We start from the raw sequence: 15,880 nt of genomic DNA, 5'->3' as shown, positions 1-15,880 counted from the left end.
GTCAAGCAGGCTCGGCCCAATTATTAAGATTCACCTGTTGGCTAGCCACTAGGGGGAATCAATCGCCAAGGGCAGTGTGCTACAATGAACCAACAATGAAATAACCCGACACAGAGGTCGTTACGATGGCAAAGCTTAAAAATTACGTGGTCTCCTTGGATGATGTGTCCACCGTCGAAGAACTCAAGGCCGCCTTGCGTGAACGGCGTTTGGTTGGCGTAACCCAACTAACCCTCAATGGTCGCAATTGGGGTGATGCTGTCGCACATAGCTTGGCTCGCTCACCGCACATGGCCACCGTGCGCGTGCTTGACCTCAGCGAAAATCAATTAACTGATGACGCTGTAATTGTCTTGGCGCAATCGCCCCACTTAAGCCAATTGCGCACCTTACGTTTGCAACGTAACCAAATTGGCGATGCTGGCTTGATTGCCTTAGCCCAATCGCCCTACCTGAGCAACCTCAACGAATTAGAGCTGTATCAAAATGCAATCGGCGCTGCTGGCGCTCAAGCACTCAGCAATTCGACCAGCCTGACCCAATTAACCAAACTACGGCTGTATCGCAATCAGCTGGGCGCGGCTGGCGGCGCGGCGTTGGTTGAAGGTCAAGCCTTGGTCAATCTCCAGTTGCTCGATATTGATCATAACGATTTGGGCGATGCTGGAATTAGTGCCTTGGCCGCTGCCCAACATCTGACCCAACTAACCTCACTCAATTTGAGCAACAACAACATTGGGCCAGCAGGCGTGAAGGCGCTCGCTGAAGATGAACAATTGGGCAATGTAACCCATCTTGATCTCAGCGATAATGATGTGGGTTTTGCTGGAGCCAAGGCCTTAGCCGAATCGCCCTATCTGCGTAGCATTGTGACACTCAATTTGGCCTCAACCAATATCGATGCGGCTGGCATTAGTGCCCTTGCCAACTCGCCAGTGCTTGCCAACACCGAACGCCTCGATTTGCGCTCGAATGCAATTGGCGACGCTGGGTTGAGTGCCTTGGCTCAATCGAGCCATGTCACTAATCTCAAGGCCTTATTACTCAATGATAATGCGATTGGCGACGCTGGCGTGCAAGCTTTGACCACCAGCACCAGCCTTGGCAATTTGGCGGTGTTGTATCTCGCCGATAACGCGATTGGCGATGTTGGCGCAACCAGTTTGGCCAATACAACTAACTTGGGCCAATTGCAAGAGCTTGATTTGTGGGGCAATCAGCTAACCCGCAGCAGCCAAGAAGCCTTTAGTCAATCGCCAGCGCTGAATAATTTGGTGCTGCTCGATTTAGGCATTAGCGACGACGAAGACGAGGACGATATCTTCTAAATCGCTTGGCCGCAACTGACAGATCGATCAGCATTGTCGAACATTGAGCAATGCTGTTATTTACTGTTGGTTTTCAAGCTGCGAGGTTGTTATGGCAAAAAAAGCTTTGGTGCTTTCGGGCGGCGGTGGCCGTGGAGCTTATCACGTTGGGGTGATGCAAGCTTTGGTCGAACGCGGCTGGATGCGCGATGGTCAAGGGCCAGATATTATTGCTGGCACATCGATTGGCGCGGTCAACGGGGCGGCTTTGGCCTCGGGCATGACTATAGACCAACTGCGCCAACGCTGGTTGCACATGCACTCCGAGGACGTTCAGCAGCTTTCAAGCGATCTGCCGACGATTAGCCGACCACTGATGCGCTTTTTGCTGCGCTCGATTTTGACCTCTGACGAGCATGGCGGCGATGATCAGATTGAGGCTGAAACGCCTGAGGCTGATCGCAATTTGCATAGCCCGAGCATTTGGCATAAATTTCGCAGCATTTTTAGCGCCACTCCGTTTAAAAGTTTGCTTGATACCACACCATGGCGACACACCCTCAGCGCTTGGATGAATTTTGAGCGGATCAATAGCCCCGCTGCACCAACCCTGCTGCTGACCGCCACCGATGTGCGGCGCGGCACATTGCGGGTATTTTGCAACCATAAACTTGATGGTCAAGCCCAAGATCAACTCAACATCGAGCATATTATGGCTTCGTCGAGTATTCCAGCGGTCTACCCATGGACTCAAGTTGGCGAAGATATGTACTGGGATGGGGCGGTTTTGGCCAATACACCGCTTGGCCCAGTCATCGAACACGCTGGCGGCGATGTTGAAATTATTGTGGTAATGATGACCCCGTGGGATGCCGACCCCAACGATGGCGACCAACATCTTGAGGCCATGCCCAGCGATTTAGCACAATCGTTGTGGCTAACGCTGGATTGGGCATTGTTGGCCTCATATCGCGCATCATTTAAACTGCTCAAGGTGTATAACCAAATTGCTGAGGCGGCCCAACGCCTGACCGCCGCCGCCGAAAAAACTGGCGATCAATCGCTGCGCTGGCCTGGCACGATGCCTTATCGCGTGGCCGAGCCATTAGTGATTGCGCCGCAAAAACTCATGCCCTTAGAATGGATCGTCGATTACGAGGGCAAAAATCATCAAGCTTTGTTTGAAATGGGCTATCGTGATGCCTTACGAACCTTAGATCAACGCCAGGAGCAAGCGTGACCATCGTTTATTTAGCCATCGGCAGCAATCAAGGCGATCGTCTAGCCAACTTACAAGCGGGCTTGGCTGGCTTAGCCCCTGCCGTCCAACTAACCAACTATTCCAGCGTCTATGAAACCGTAGCAGCCTATGTTGAAGATCAGCCGCCGTTTTTGAATGCGGTAGTTGCTGGCACGACCTCATTAGCACCACATGCGCTGCTGGCCTTACTCAAACAGATCGAGCACGCTTGTGGCCGCCGCCCAGGCTTGCGCTACGGCCCCCGCCCGCTTGATCTCGATATTTTGTTGTATGGCGAACTTGAATTGAACAGCGCTGATTTGCTTATTCCCCACCCACGTATGTTTGAGCGTGATTTTGTGTTGCGACCTTTGGCCGAAATCGCGCCTAGCCGCGTCAACCCCGAACAGCTTGCCCAAGCAACCCAAGGCAGCATCTTGGCAATTGCCTACCCAGCCGATCAACTATCCCTGTAACCACGAAAATTTTTATGTTGATCCACGAAGAGCACGAAGTTACACTAAGGCTGATTTAGTGGTTCACTGATAATTGTAGACATCTCAGGCAACCACTAAACCCAACATTCGTGCTCTTCGTGTCCTTCGTGGATCAACTCTTCGTGCTCTTCGTGTCCTTCGTGGTTACGAACTTCGTGGATTAAAACGTGTGCTGCTCGTAGGCTACCATTCGCAGTTAGGCCATGATAGGATAATGGTGTGTTGCTAGCCGAGGAGCCGCCCCATGAGCCAACCAAACATCCTCACCCTCGAATGTACTGCTGCTGCCGCTGATTCGCCCGATTTAGCCCAATGGATGTTGCGCTTCAATCAACTGACTTCCAGCGGCCCATTGCCTGCACTGCCAACCAAAGAGCAACGCGCCGACTTTCAATGGTATTTTGAGCGCTATTTAGATTGGCCGTTTTTGGAGTTTCGCGAACGCGCCGCCCGAGTTGAGGCCGAGTTAGCCACGGTTGGCAAGGCGCTGTTTAAAGCAATTTTCAAATCAAGCGCCGATGCCGCCGAAATTTATGCCGAATAGATGCAGGTTGATGCTGGCGTACCAACCTTACAAATTTTAAGCGTGATTCCCGCCGTGTTGAGCGTGCCATGGGAGTTGCTCCACGATGATTTTGGCTTTTTGAACCAACGGCGAATCAATCCTGTCGCGATCTATCGCACCGTTTCCAGCGTTCGCGCAAAAATTGCCGCTCAGCAATTTGCCATGCCTTTGCGGGTGGTGGTAGTTGTGGCGCGGCCTGATGATCAAAATTTTCTCGATCCGCGCAGCTCAGCCCAAACCATTTTTAACCAATTACAACACTTAGAACAAACTGAAAAACTCAAGCCTGGCATGATCGAGCTGGAGTTTTTGCGCCCACCAACCTACGATCAATTGGCGCGGCGCTTGCAAGATGCCACAAAACCTGTGCATATGTTGCATTTCGATGGCCATGGCGGCTTTCCCAAAATCCAGTCAACCAGCACGCTCTATAAATCGGCCAACGTGCCACAAGGGGTCTTATCGTTCGAAAAAGCCGATTATCAAGTTGATAATGTCAAGGCCAGCCGCTTTGCTGAGTTGTTGAACGGCGCTGGCGTGCGTTTGGTCTTGTTGGATGCCTGCCAAACAAGCGTTATGGATACCAGCGCCAGCGACGATGCCGAGTATCAACGCCAACAGGCTTTGAGCAGTGTGGCAACCCAGTTGTTGACGGCGGGCGTGCCTGCGGTGGTGGCGATGAGTGCCAGCGTGATTGTGCCGACCACGGCGCTCTTTTTTGGCGAATTATATGGCCTGATCGCTGAGGGCCAGCCTGTGCCCGTGGCCTTGGAGCGAGCACGCCAAGCCTTGCAAAGCCAGCCTGTGCGCCTGCACCTCGCCCGCAACGCCGAACAAGAACTTGATCCAATTAGCTTGGCCGATTGGTGGTTGCCACATTTTTATCAGCAAGCAGCGATCAACCTCACGCCAACGGGCAAGCCAGCGCGACCCAAGCCGACCAAACTTTCGGGCTTTGTCGAAAACCCGCATCAACGCCCGTTTGTTGGTCGCGCCAAGGAGCTGTTGCAGCTTGAACGGGCTTTGCTCAAGGGCAAAATTGCCTTGTTGTATGGCTTTGGCGGCATTGGCAAAACCCGCTTAGCCAGCGAAGCCGCCGCATGGCTAACCCAAACCAAGCTCTATCAAGGCGCATTGTTGCTGTCGTTTGAACATGGCGGCAGCCAAATTGCCCTACTCAGCGCGATTGCCCGCCATTATGAATTACCCGAAACCGATTCGCACGATCTGCAAGCAGCCTTAAAGCGCTTCAAGCCACACCTACGCAAAAAGCCATTGCTAATTATTGCTGATAATTTGGAGAGCATTTTGCCCAATGCGGGCAATGTTGAGCTGAATGTATTGGAAGCCCAAGAACGTCAAGCCTTGTGGGATTGTGTACTGGGCTTGCGGCAAGCAGGTGCAGGCATCATTTTGACCTGCCGTGATTATGATTTGCGCGATAGTCGCTTGCAGCAAGGCCAATATACTAGTGTGATTGCCATGCGCGGCTTGGATGCACCCGCAGCCTATAGCTTTGCCACGGCCTTGCTCAACGATCTGGCGATTGATCGACGGCGTGCGCCAAAATTGCAATTAAGCAGCCTGTTGGCACGGCTCGATCATCACCCACTAGCCATGGGCTTGACCCTACGCGCCTTACGCGACCCCAATTTGCGCATCGAGCAACTGCTGAGCGACTATAGCAGCGCCTTAGCCCAATTCACCGATGAAACCAGCCCCAACCAACGCCATAGCTCGCTCGAAGCCTCGCTCAGCTACTCGCTGCAACGGCTCAGCCCTGACCAACGCGAGTGGCTAACGCGGCTCACGCCATTTGAAGGCGGCGCAAGTGAAGACGATCTTTTGGCAATTACGGAAATTCCAGCTGAACAATGGCCTCAACTCTGCGCTGCTTTAGAGCATGCGGCATTAATTATGCCTGTAGCAATTCAAGGTATTGCGATACCATTTTTGCGTTTTCACCCAACCCTCACGCCCTATTTACGCCAGCAGCACCCTGCCAATACGGAATTGGAGCAACGCTTCGCCGTGCGTTATTACCAGTTATCAAGATATTGTTATCAGCAAGATCGCCAAAACCCACAAGCAGTTCGCAGCTTGGTGCGCTATGAACTGCCCAACCTGCAACGGGCAATCCAAGGGTTGTTAAGCCTCAAGGAGATTCCTGCGGCGGTGGATATGGCTAATACGCTGAATTACTTCTACGATTTCTTTGGCATGCAACGTGAGCGCAATCTGCTTAATCAACAGCTTGCCCAGTATGTGGTAGTGAATCAGCAACTTTCGGAAGCCGAATATCTGCATGAATCAGAGCTTGGCGAGGCGGAATTTGCCCAAGGTCGTTACGATGCAGCACTCCAGCATTTTGGGCGACTTTTAGCGCGGATCGAGCAACAGCCAGCCGATCAGCCGCGTGGCGTTGGTTCGTATCAGCATTGTCTAACGCTTACCCGCATTGGGCGTTGTATCCAAGCCTTAGGCCAACCGGCTCAAGCGCAAGGGTTCCATCAGCAAGCCTTGAGCATGATTGAGCACTTGCTCAGCCAACAATCAGATGACAAGATGTATCTTGGGCAGAAATCAGCGTTATTGAATGAGATTGCCAATTACCACCGCGATCAAGGCCAATTTGTCGAGGCTCAGCGTTGCTATGATCAAGCCCTCGCGATTGCAAAACAAATTGGTAATGAACGCAATCAAGCGGTAATTTTAGAGTTCCTTGGGACATTAGCATTGAAACAACGTCCGTATGCTGAAGCTACACAAAAATATGATGCAGCCTTGGTAATCTATCAGCGGTTAAACGAGCCAAGTGCCGAAGCAATTATCTACCATCAACTGGGCAGAGTTGCCCAAGAGCAACAAGATTGGCCAAACGCCGAACAATACTACCGCCAGAGCCTTGCGATCAAAGAAAATTTGCGCGATAGCCTTGGGACAGCGCGAACCTGCAATCACTTGGCAATTGTGACCGCATCAGCAGGCAAGCCAAGCGAGGCCGAGGGTTGGCTTCAACGGGCATTACAAACCCCCGATCTGCCAGCATTTGAGAAAGCCGCAATGCTCAATAATCTCGCTGATCTGATTGCCGACCAAATTCAAATCGGTACTTGGCCGTCTAGCCGCTTGGCCGAAGCCCAAGGCTATGCTGAACAAGCCTTATCACTTATGCAAACGATCGATTCTGCCATCGCTGAGGTATGGAAAATATTTATTTTACTTGCCAAATTAGCCGATTTAGCAGGCCAAGCAGCGCAAGCAGCAGACTATCTCCAGCAAGCACGCATTTCCTTTGCAGCCCACGCCGCCAATCGCTGGCATATCGATCAACAACATGGAAAGTTGATCGCAGCCATTGTCGCGGCAAGCCAAGGCAATCAACAGGCCCGATCTGCGGTTGAGCAAGAATTTCCCAAGATGCAGCAAGGCGATTGGAGCAAAATACCAGCAATCATTCAGCGGATCTGGGCAGGCGAACGCGATTGGCATTCATTATGTGCTGAGCTTGATCTCCAAGATTCATTGTTGATCTTACGGGTGCTTGAGGAGCTGGAAGCCAATTCAGAAGGCAAAAGTCAAAAGGCCGAAAAGCCAGTGGCAAAACCCAAAGATAAGAGTCAAAAGGATAAGGGGTAGTTTAACCGCGAAGAACGCGAAGAGCACGAATGTTAGGTTTAGTGGTTCGCAAGAAACTGCATGCCCTCACCCCCAGCCCCTCTCCCACTGCGGCGGGCGAGGGGTGTTTCCTTCGTCATGGTGGAATGGTTCCCCCTCGCCTCGCTGGGCGGGAGAGGGGGCTAGGGGGTGAGGGTCTACCCTACGCTTGTGGGCCAGCGTTTACCACGGTTTCGCCAGCGCGTTCGGCATATTGCTCGAAGTTCTTGCGGAAGCGAGCAGCCAAGTCATCGGCAACGCGATCGTATTCGCTGGCATCAGCCCAAGTTTGACGAGGTTGCAAGACGCTGTTATCAACGCCTTCGATCGCCACAGGCACATCGAGGTTGAAACGAGCATCGTGCCACATTTCCACATCATCGAGCTTGCCAGCCAAGGCGGCATGCACCATCGTGCGGGTATCGCGTAAGCTCATGCGCTTGCCAACCCCGAACGAACCACCAGTCCAGCCAGTGTTGACCAAAAATACTCGAACTTTGTGTTCGCGCATTTTTTGGCCGAGCAAATCGGCGTAAACGGTTGGATGCAATGGCATAAACGGTGCGCCAAAGCAGGTGCTAAATGTTGCTTGTGGCTCTGAGCCAACGCCCGTTTCGGTGCCTGCCAACTTGGCGGTATAGCCCGACAAGAAGTGATACATCGCTTGTTCAGGGCTGAGCTTGGCGATTGGCGGCAAAACCCCAAAAGCATCAGCGGTCAAGAAGATGATCGTTTCTGGTTGGCCGCCCATACCCGTTTCGCTGACGTTGGGAATGTATTCCAAGGGATAGGCTGCGCGGGTATTTTCGGTCAACGACGCATCATCATAATTGGGATCGCGGCTATCGCTGAGCACCACGTTTTCGAGCACCGCCCCATAGCGAATCGCATCGAAAATTTCTGGCTCCGATTCGCGGCGCAGGCGGATACACTTAGCATAGCAGCCGCCTTCAAAGTTGAACACACCGTTGGCGCTCCAACCATGCTCATCATCGCCAATCAAAATTCGCTCGGGGTCGGCTGAAAGCGTGGTTTTGCCCGTGCCCGAGAGGCCGAAGAACAAAGCTACATCGCCTTTGCTGCCAATATTGGCTGAGCAGTGCATTGGCATCACGCCTTGGCTTGGCAACACCATGTTCAACACCGTAAAGATCGATTTCTTGATCTCGCCAGCGTATTCAGTGCCAACAATTAAAATCAATTTTTCATCGAGATTGATCATGGCGGCAACTTCTGAGCGCGAGCCATCGACCGCTGGATCAAGCTTCAAACTTGGCAAGTTGAGCACCGTCCATTGTGGTTGTTGATCGCTGCTGATCGCATCGCGGAACAATTGCTTAGCGAACAAGTTATGCCAAGCATACTCGGTCACCACGCGAATTGGTAGCGCATAAGCTGGATCAGCCCCAGCGCTGGCATCTAAAACAAACATCTCACGTTCAGCCATGTGGGCCAACGCCTTGGCCTTGATCGTGGCATAGGTTTCGGGCTTCATGGCTTTATGGAATTTCGTCCAGTGCATTGACGCAGCCGCCGGTGTTTCCACCACAAACTTATCATCTGCAGAACGACCCGTGCGTGCGCCCGTGGTGGCAACGACAGCCCCAGTAGCCGATAAAACGGCTTCGCCCCGTTTGAGAGCAGCTTCCACCAATTGCGGCACCGTTAAGTTGCGATAGGCTTGCTTGACATGTAAATTAGCGCCTACAGTGTCGCCTTCACTTAATACGGCTCGTTCGGTCATGAGATGGCTCCTTTAGATAAAGAGAAATAAAAATAAGCTGCCGTAGCGGCTACAACCAGCACAAGCGCGTTCAACTTGCGCTTGGTGAGCCAGCTAGCGTAGCAGCTACAACACCGATACATCGTTAATCGAGAGGCCAAAGCGGCTGCCAAGAAACTCAGCAGCACGGCGGCACATTACCATTCGTGAAAGAAAAATTTCAAAATAATCCATCACCGAGGCCATCTCGGTGTCGATCGTTAATTGCAGTGTAACACGGCGTTGCTCAGTATCAACCCGTAAAAATGATTTGGTCGCAGCGTAATTAACCCGATCATGAATATCAAATGTGGTGGGATCACTGTTTTGCACCCGCGAACGATGCACATCAGATTTATCGGCCAAAATCAGTGCCGCCGCCACGGTTGAAACCGCATGGCCGCGTTCTTCCTCGTGGTTGCCAATCGCCCCCATAATCGTGATGATCTCGTCGATTGGCATATCGAGGCTGCTCAAAATATCTTTGGCCAGCAGCGCCCCTGTTTGGCCGTGATCATTGCGATTAATGCTATTGCCAATGTCGTGCAACAAGCCCGCAATTTCCGCTAGCTCAATTTCGCGAGCCGAGAATTTTAGGCGGCGCAACACATTTGCCCCAATATGGCCGACTAACGCGGCATGGCGACGACCATGCTCGGTATAGCCAATCAACTTAAGCTGATTATTGGCGGCATCAAGGTAGGCATAGGTATGGGGATGATTGCGCACTTGGGTAATTGTCACACGGCGGGGATCAGCCTTGGCTAATTCGCTGGCTGGAGCCTGGACAGGTTGGCTAGTTAATTCGGCCACCATTGCCTCACGTTGGGCAACCGCAGCCTTAATTTTAGGAGCAACAACATCGCGCATACGTTCTTTCGTATCAAGCGAAAGCGTATCCGCTGTGTGGCTAAACTTCTCGACTTCATCGGCGAGCCGCGCATCGTCGCGCATTTCCATAGAAAACCTCGCTGAAGCAACAACCGTAGCTCAATGCTACTCAGTTCATTACTTCAATGAATGGGCCAGCAATCACTGCCAACTTGCATAAATGTCAATCGTCCAAGTCGATCATTCAACGTTGAATAATCGTGGGTAGGGGTCAGGAGTTAGGGTTCAGGATTCAGTTGTTAGGGTTTAGGCTTGAGCATCTAAAGGTTAGTTACTGACCCCTAGCCCCTAGCCCCTGACCCCTCATCCCTAGCCCCTAATTTATATCACTCCCCGACAAACTTTCGCGGAGAATTTCGAGATTTTCTAGGGCAAGGCCTGTGCCGATGGCCACGCAGTTGGCGGGCTGGTCGGCAACGTAACAGGGCACACCCGTAACCTCAGTCAACAATTCGTTGATCCGGCGCAGCATCGAGCCACCGCCAGTCATCACCATCCCCTTATCAATAATATCCGATGATAATTCGGGGGGCGTTTCGACCAAGACCGAGCGCACCGCACTGATAATCGCCTCAAGTGGCTCTTGGATAGCATCGGTAATTTCGTTGGAATCGACCTCGATCGTGCGTGGCAAGCCAGCAACTTGGTCGCGACCGCGCACTTGCATGGTCAATGGACGATCGAGCGGCAAGGCTGAACCAATTTCAATTTTAATACTTTCAGCCGTGCGTTCGCCGATCATCATATTATATTTACGTTTGATATAGGCGGCGATGGCTTCATCGAACTTATTGCCACCAACCCGTACCGAATTGCTCACCACAATATCGTTGAGCGAAATCACGGCAACTTCAGTTGTACCACCACCAATATCAATAATCAAGTTGCCAGATGGTTGAGCCACCGGAATATTCGCGCCAATCGCAGCAGCAAGTGGCTCACGAATCAAATAGGCGCGGCGTGCACCAGCTTTACGAGCGGCATCGCGCACAGCCCGCATCTCGACGGTAGTTACCCCAGCCGGAATACAAATCATCACATCGGGCTTGCCAAAGCCACGGGTTTTATCGATAAAGTGCTCCAACATCGCCTTGGTGGTTTCATAATCGGCGATCACCCCGTTGAGCATTGGGCGAATCACCTCAACGCTTTCGGGTTCACGGCCAAGCATCGCCAGGGCATCAGTGCCAACTGCGCGAATCTTATTGGTTTTGCGCGAGAGCGCCACCACCGACGGCTCGGACAAGACAATTCCTTTGCCCTTGATGTAGACAAGCACATTTGCCGTGCCTAGGTCAATCCCAATTTTTCGTGCCATACCTTAATTATTCCAAACGTACAAAGAACACCAACCAATTATCACAGGTTTAGAGGCCATAGACAATCGCTGATGTTCTTTATACTCATGCTTCCTACTATTGACGATTGCGGCGCAATTTTGCAACTTGCAAACGAACTGTAGCGCGGCGCAAGGCAATCTCGGCCCGAGCAAGATCCTCGGTGCTTTGACGATCACGCATAGCTTGTTCAGCGTGCAAGCGAGCTTGTTCGGCCCGGGTTTCATCGATTTCATCAGCGCGTTCAGCGGTATCGGCCAAAATCGTCACCCGATTTGGCAAGACTTCCATGAAGCCACCACTGATAGCGTAGGGCATGCTAACACCATTTTTTACATAGTGCAATTCGCCTGGTTGCAACACCGTCAGTAATGGCTCGTGGCGAGGCAAAATCCCCACCCGACCCTCGACTGAAGGTGCACTGACCATATCGACTTCTTCGGAAAGAACCACGCGCTCAGCGGTGACGATTTCCAATTGGATTGGCATACACATCCTCACAGCGATTATAGACAATGCGCCGGAATGGGGCGGGGACTAATGCCCGTTCCAGCCGGCGCAGGGTCAGATAATCATTGATCGATTATTGCTTTGATGCATCGTAGGCGGCTACCACATCGTCGATGCCACCCTTCATAAAGAAGAAGCTTTCGGGAATGTGGTCGAACTCGCCTGCTAAGACGCGGGCAAAGCTCTTGACAGTATCGCCAACCGCGACATACTTGCCGGGAATATTGGTAAACACTTCAGCCACGCCGAATGGTTGTGAGAAGAAGCGTTCGAGCTTGCGGGCGCGGGAAACTGTCAATTTGTCGTCGTCTGACAATTCTTCGACACCCAAGATTGCAATAATATCTTGCAAGTCTTTGTAGCGTTGCAACATCCGTTGGACTTCGGTCGCCACGCGGTAGTGTTCTTCACCCACAATGTTGGGGTCGAGAATCCGGCTGGTTGAAGCCAGTGGGTCCACCGCAGGGTAGATGCCTTTTTCTGAGATCGAGCGTTCCAGCGAAATCGTTGCATCCAAGTGCGCAAAGGTTGTGGCTGGAGCTGGGTCGGTGTAGTCGTCAGCAGGCACATACACGGCTTGCAACGAGGTAATCGAGCCAGTCTTGGTCGAGGTGATGCGTTCTTGCAACTCACCCATCTCGGTCCCAAGGGTTGGTTGGTAACCCACCTGTGAAGGCATCCGGCCCAAGAGTGCCGACACTTCCGAGCCTGCTTGGGTAAAGCGGAAGATGTTATCGACGAACAATAGCACGTCGCGGCCTTCTTCGCGGAAGTGCTCAGCCATGGTCAAGGCTGAAAGTGCCACCCGCAAGCGTGCTCCTGGTGGTTCGTTCATCTGACCGAACACCATCACGGTTTTATCAAACACGGTTTGGTCGGTGCCAGGAATTTTTGAATCCTTCATTTCGTGGATCAAGTCGTTACCTTCGCGTGAGCGCTCGCCTACGCCTGCGAACACCGAATAACCGGATTGTTCTTTAGCGATATTCGAGATCAACTCTTGGATAATAACGGTCTTGCCCACACCTGCGCCACCGAACACCCCAGTTTTACCACCCTTGGTGAAGGGTGCGATCAAGTCGATAACCTTGATGCCGGTTTCAAACAACTCGGCGCGGTTCGATTGTTCTTCAAACGTAGGAGCTGGGCGGTGAATTGGCATGGTTTTGGTAGTACCAACTGGGCCTTCACCGTCGATGGGCCGACCTTGAACGTCGAACACCCGACCCAAGGTTTCAGGGCCAACTGGCACGCTGATTGGTGCGCCAGTGTCGATTACGTCCATCCCACGGACAAGGCCGTCGGTGGTGGACATAGCGACCGCGCGAACCACGCTATCGCCCAACTGCTGTTGGACTTCGCAGATCAGCGATGAGCGGCCTTCGCCCAAGGGAATTTCCAACGCGTTATAAATTTGTGGCAGGCCATCGGCAGGAAATTCTGCGTCGATAACCACGCCAGTAATTTGTAAAATTTTTCCAGTTGCCATGGAATTCTCCAAATGGTCAACAATCGCTAGCACAAACTAGCTGATTATTGGTTGAGCGCTGTTGCACCAGCGGCGATTTCGCTAATCTCAGTGGTGATAGCTGCTTGACGAGCCTTGTTATAGGTCAAGGTCAAGTCGCGCACCAATTCTTTGGCATTGTCATTGGCATTGCGCATGGCCATCATCCGAGCCGAATGTTCACTTGCAATTGATTCAAGGATGGCTTGGTAAAGCTGCACTTCAATAAAGCGTGGCAATAATTGGTCAAGCACATCTTCTTGGCTTGGTTCGTAAGAGTAATCGACCTTGGTCGCGCCAGCGTTGCCTGGGGCTTCAACTGGCAAGAAACGGCGCAATTTTGGCCGTTGAACCAAGGTGTTTACGAACTCGGCGCAAAGCAAGTAGACTTCATCGTAGTCGTAGTTACCGCTCGCATCGGGGCTATAGCCATTGATGGCCGTCGTGGCGGCGGGCAAAACATCCACCAATGGTGGCGCATCGCCCAAGCCAATGATTTCAGAATCGAGTTTTTGACCAACTCGTAAAATGAAATCGCGACCTTTTTTGCCGATAGCAATCACTGAAACACTACGACCTTGGCTTTTTTGATCTGTGATAAAGCGAGCCGCTGCACGCGTCAAGTTTGAATTAAGCGCACCGCACAGCCCACGGTCGGGCGTGATCAAAATCAACGCAACACGAGTTACTGTGGGATGCGGCTGCAACAACGGGTGTTTCGTGCCGCCACCCATCGACCGCAACGTCAACTCGCCCATTACATCGTAAAGGCGGTCGGCATAGGGACGGGTTGCAAGCACGTTTCGTTGAGCGCGACGCATCTTCGAGGCCGACACTAGCTCCATCGCTTTGGTGATTTTGCCAGTGTTCTTAACACTCTTGATCCGCCGCCGAATTTCTCGTGCTGAAGCCATAAAATCCTCGTAAAGAAAGAGATTGAGGCGAGGGTGGGATCAAGGTAACTGACCCCTGACCCCCAGCCCCCAACCCCTATCTATTTATAACTCGCCGTTTGCTTGAATTCGGTCACGGCCTTGCGCAAGGTGGCGACGGTTGCTTCGCTCAAGACTTTTTCGTTGGCGATCGCGCGGCCAACCTCAGCATAGCTGCTGTGGATAAACTGCCAGAAATCGCGCTTGAAGTCGTTGATACGGGCAACTGGAACATCATCCAAGAAGCCGTTCCCAGCAACCCACAGAATAATCACTTGGTCTTCCAAAGCGATTGGTTGGTATTGGGGTTGCTTGAGCAATTCTGAAAGGCGTTGACCACGTTCGATTTGGGCTTTGGTGCCTGCATCCAAATCGGAAGCAAACATGGCAAAAGCTGCCAATTCGCGGAACTGCGCCAATTCGAGCTTCATCTTACCAGCAACGGTCTTCATGGCTTTGGTTTGGGCCGATGAACCTACGCGGCTCACCGAGATACCAACGTTCAAGGCTGGGCGTTGACCAGCGTAGAACAAGTCCGATTCCAAGAAGATTTGACCGTCGGTGATCGAAATCACGTTGGTAGGAATGTAGGCTGACACGTCGTTGGCTTGGGTTTCGATGATTGGCAAGGCCGTAATCGAACCGCCGCCATTGACTTCGCTCAAACGGGCAGCACGTTCCAACAAGCGTGAGTGCAAGTAGAACACGTCGCCAGGGTAGGCTTCGCGGCCTGGAGGGCGGCGCAGCAACAACGACACTTGGCGATAGGCCACAGCGTGCTTCGACAAGTCGTCATAGATGATCAGCGCATCTTTGACCACGTTGCCATCGACGGTTACGCCAGCTTCCATCACTTCCTCAGCGATGGCACAGCCTGAGTAAGGGGCGATATATTGCAAAGCTGCTGATTCTGAAGCTGAAGCATTGACCACGATGGTGTAATCCATTGCGCCATTTTGCTCAAGCGTGGTGATGGTTTGAGCCACTTTCGAGCGCTTTTGGCCGATTGCGACATACACACAAACCATACCTTGACCGCGTTGGTTAATGATCGTATCGATCGCGATCGCGGTCTTACCAGTTTGGCGGTCACCGATGATCAACTCACGTTGACCACGACCGATTGGAATCAGCGCATCGATTGCCAAGATCCCAGTTTGGACTGGTTGGCTCACCGATTTACGCTCGATCACACCCGGGGCGATCCGTTCGACTTCGCGGGTTTTGCTGGCGCTGATTGGACCTTTGCCATCGAGTGGGCGGCCCAGTGGGTCAACGACACGGCCAAGCAACTCTTGACCAACTGGCACTGAAATAATCTTGCCAGTTGAGCGTACCAAGTCGCCTTCTTCAATTTCGAGATAATCGCCCAAAATAACGGCAGCGACGTTATCTTTTTCCAAGTTCAGCGCGATGCCCATGACGGTTTCGCCTGACTTCGTTTGCTTGAATTCAAGCAACTCCGAAGCCATAACATCGCGCAGACCTTCGATCCGCGCCACGCCGTCACCAACACTCGCAACCGTCCCGACGTTGACCGCAGTTGGGTCTCCGCCGACAGATTGCTGGATGCTGGCTTTAAGACGACTAAGAATATCTTCTGCTGTTACAGCCATTGTTTGCCTCTATGATCGAAGTATGAAGGATGAAGCGGCTGCTTCATCACTCCTCACAG

The 15,880-nt window shown here is 52.3% G+C and carries 12 protein-coding genes; 5 read left to right on the top strand and 7 right to left on the bottom strand.

Annotation, left to right across the window (positions count from 1 at the left end):
• The first annotated feature begins 125 nt into the window (after positions 1-125).
• The 5 genes from ABEB26_RS14440 (at position 126) to ABEB26_RS14420 (ending at position 7,248) form a co-directional block, all read left to right on the top strand.
• A complete protein-coding gene (locus ABEB26_RS14440) occupies positions 126-1,328 on the top strand; it encodes a hypothetical protein (RefSeq protein ID WP_345722735.1) in 1,203 nt (400 codons plus the stop codon).
• Positions 1,329-1,419: 91 nt separating this feature from the next.
• The gene (locus tag ABEB26_RS14435) at positions 1,420-2,547 is read left to right on the top strand and encodes a patatin-like phospholipase family protein (protein ID WP_345722734.1); all 1,128 of its coding nucleotides are present in this window, start codon (positions 1,420-1,422) and stop codon (positions 2,545-2,547) included.
• Positions 2,544-3,023, top strand: a complete 480-nt coding sequence (folK, locus tag ABEB26_RS14430; protein ID WP_345722733.1) for a 2-amino-4-hydroxy-6-hydroxymethyldihydropteridine diphosphokinase — start codon at positions 2,544-2,546, stop codon at positions 3,021-3,023. Before ABEB26_RS14435 ends, folK begins: the two co-directional genes overlap by 4 nt.
• A 265-nt stretch (positions 3,024-3,288) precedes the next feature.
• Complete coding sequence (locus ABEB26_RS14425; RefSeq protein WP_345722731.1) at positions 3,289-3,588, top strand: hypothetical protein; 300 nt, start codon at positions 3,289-3,291, stop codon at positions 3,586-3,588.
• Positions 3,589-7,248, top strand: a complete 3,660-nt coding sequence (locus ABEB26_RS14420) for a tetratricopeptide repeat protein (RefSeq protein WP_345722730.1) — start codon at positions 3,589-3,591, stop codon at positions 7,246-7,248.
• 181 nt (positions 7,249-7,429) lie between these two features.
• Here ABEB26_RS14420 and pckA read toward each other — a convergent pair whose 3' ends face one another.
• The 7 genes from pckA to atpA form a co-directional block, all read right to left on the bottom strand.
• Positions 7,430-9,010 (bottom strand): phosphoenolpyruvate carboxykinase (ATP), encoded by a 1,581-nt coding sequence (pckA, locus tag ABEB26_RS14415; protein ID WP_345722729.1) that lies wholly within the window; start codon positions 9,008-9,010, stop codon positions 7,430-7,432.
• A 105-nt stretch (positions 9,011-9,115) separates the two neighbouring features.
• The gene (locus ABEB26_RS14410; RefSeq protein WP_345722728.1) at positions 9,116-9,988 is read right to left on the bottom strand and encodes an HD domain-containing protein; all 873 of its coding nucleotides are present in this window, start codon (positions 9,986-9,988) and stop codon (positions 9,116-9,118) included.
• A 247-nt stretch (positions 9,989-10,235) separates the two neighbouring features.
• The gene (gene mreB, locus ABEB26_RS14405; RefSeq protein WP_012191598.1) at positions 10,236-11,237 is read right to left on the bottom strand and encodes a rod shape-determining protein; all 1,002 of its coding nucleotides are present in this window, start codon (positions 11,235-11,237) and stop codon (positions 10,236-10,238) included.
• 97 nt (positions 11,238-11,334) lie between these two features.
• Complete coding sequence (locus ABEB26_RS14400) at positions 11,335-11,745, bottom strand: F0F1 ATP synthase subunit epsilon (RefSeq protein ID WP_345722727.1); 411 nt, start codon at positions 11,743-11,745, stop codon at positions 11,335-11,337.
• Between the two features lie 94 nt (positions 11,746-11,839).
• Positions 11,840-13,255: a F0F1 ATP synthase subunit beta gene (gene atpD / locus ABEB26_RS14395; protein ID WP_345722726.1), complete on the bottom strand. Its 1,416-nt coding sequence runs from the start codon at positions 13,253-13,255 to the stop codon at positions 11,840-11,842.
• 44 nt (positions 13,256-13,299) lie between these two features.
• Positions 13,300-14,187, bottom strand: coding sequence for a F0F1 ATP synthase subunit gamma (locus ABEB26_RS14390; RefSeq protein ID WP_012191595.1), 888 nt, complete (start codon positions 14,185-14,187; stop codon positions 13,300-13,302).
• A gap of 80 nt (positions 14,188-14,267) precedes the next feature.
• Entirely contained in the window at positions 14,268-15,821 is a 1,554-nt protein-coding gene (gene atpA / locus ABEB26_RS14385) for a F0F1 ATP synthase subunit alpha (RefSeq protein ID WP_345722725.1), read from the bottom strand.
• Positions 15,822-15,880 lie beyond the last annotated feature (59 nt).

The organism is Herpetosiphon gulosus (assembly GCF_039545135.1).
Lineage (GTDB): Bacteria > Chloroflexota > Chloroflexia > Chloroflexales > Herpetosiphonaceae > Herpetosiphon > Herpetosiphon gulosus.
This window is presented reverse-complemented; position numbering and strand designations above follow the sequence as displayed.

What these genes read in the sequence shown, in the direction of transcription:
- ABEB26_RS14440 (WP_345722735.1), top strand. Translation starts at nt 126, where the DNA reads ATGGCAAAGCTTAAAAATTACGTGGTCTCCTTGGATGATGTGTCCACC.
- ABEB26_RS14435 (WP_345722734.1), top strand. Translation starts at nt 1,420, where the DNA reads ATGGCAAAAAAAGCTTTGGTGCTTTCGGGCGGCGGTGGCCGTGGAGCT.
- ABEB26_RS14425 (WP_345722731.1), top strand. Translation starts at nt 3,289, where the DNA reads ATGAGCCAACCAAACATCCTCACCCTCGAATGTACTGCTGCTGCCGCT.
- ABEB26_RS14420 (WP_345722730.1), top strand. Translation starts at nt 3,589, where the DNA reads ATGCAGGTTGATGCTGGCGTACCAACCTTACAAATTTTAAGCGTGATT.
- pckA (WP_345722729.1), bottom strand. Translation starts at nt 9,010, where the DNA reads ATGACCGAACGAGCCGTATTAAGTGAAGGCGACACTGTAGGCGCTAAT.
- ABEB26_RS14410 (WP_345722728.1), bottom strand. Translation starts at nt 9,988, where the DNA reads ATGGAAATGCGCGACGATGCGCGGCTCGCCGATGAAGTCGAGAAGTTT.
- mreB (WP_012191598.1), bottom strand. Translation starts at nt 11,237, where the DNA reads ATGGCACGAAAAATTGGGATTGACCTAGGCACGGCAAATGTGCTTGTC.
- ABEB26_RS14400 (WP_345722727.1), bottom strand. Translation starts at nt 11,745, where the DNA reads ATGCCAATCCAATTGGAAATCGTCACCGCTGAGCGCGTGGTTCTTTCC.
- atpD (WP_345722726.1), bottom strand. Translation starts at nt 13,255, where the DNA reads ATGGCAACTGGAAAAATTTTACAAATTACTGGCGTGGTTATCGACGCA.
- ABEB26_RS14390 (WP_012191595.1), bottom strand. Translation starts at nt 14,187, where the DNA reads ATGGCTTCAGCACGAGAAATTCGGCGGCGGATCAAGAGTGTTAAGAAC.
- atpA (WP_345722725.1), bottom strand. Translation starts at nt 15,821, where the DNA reads ATGGCTGTAACAGCAGAAGATATTCTTAGTCGTCTTAAAGCCAGCATC.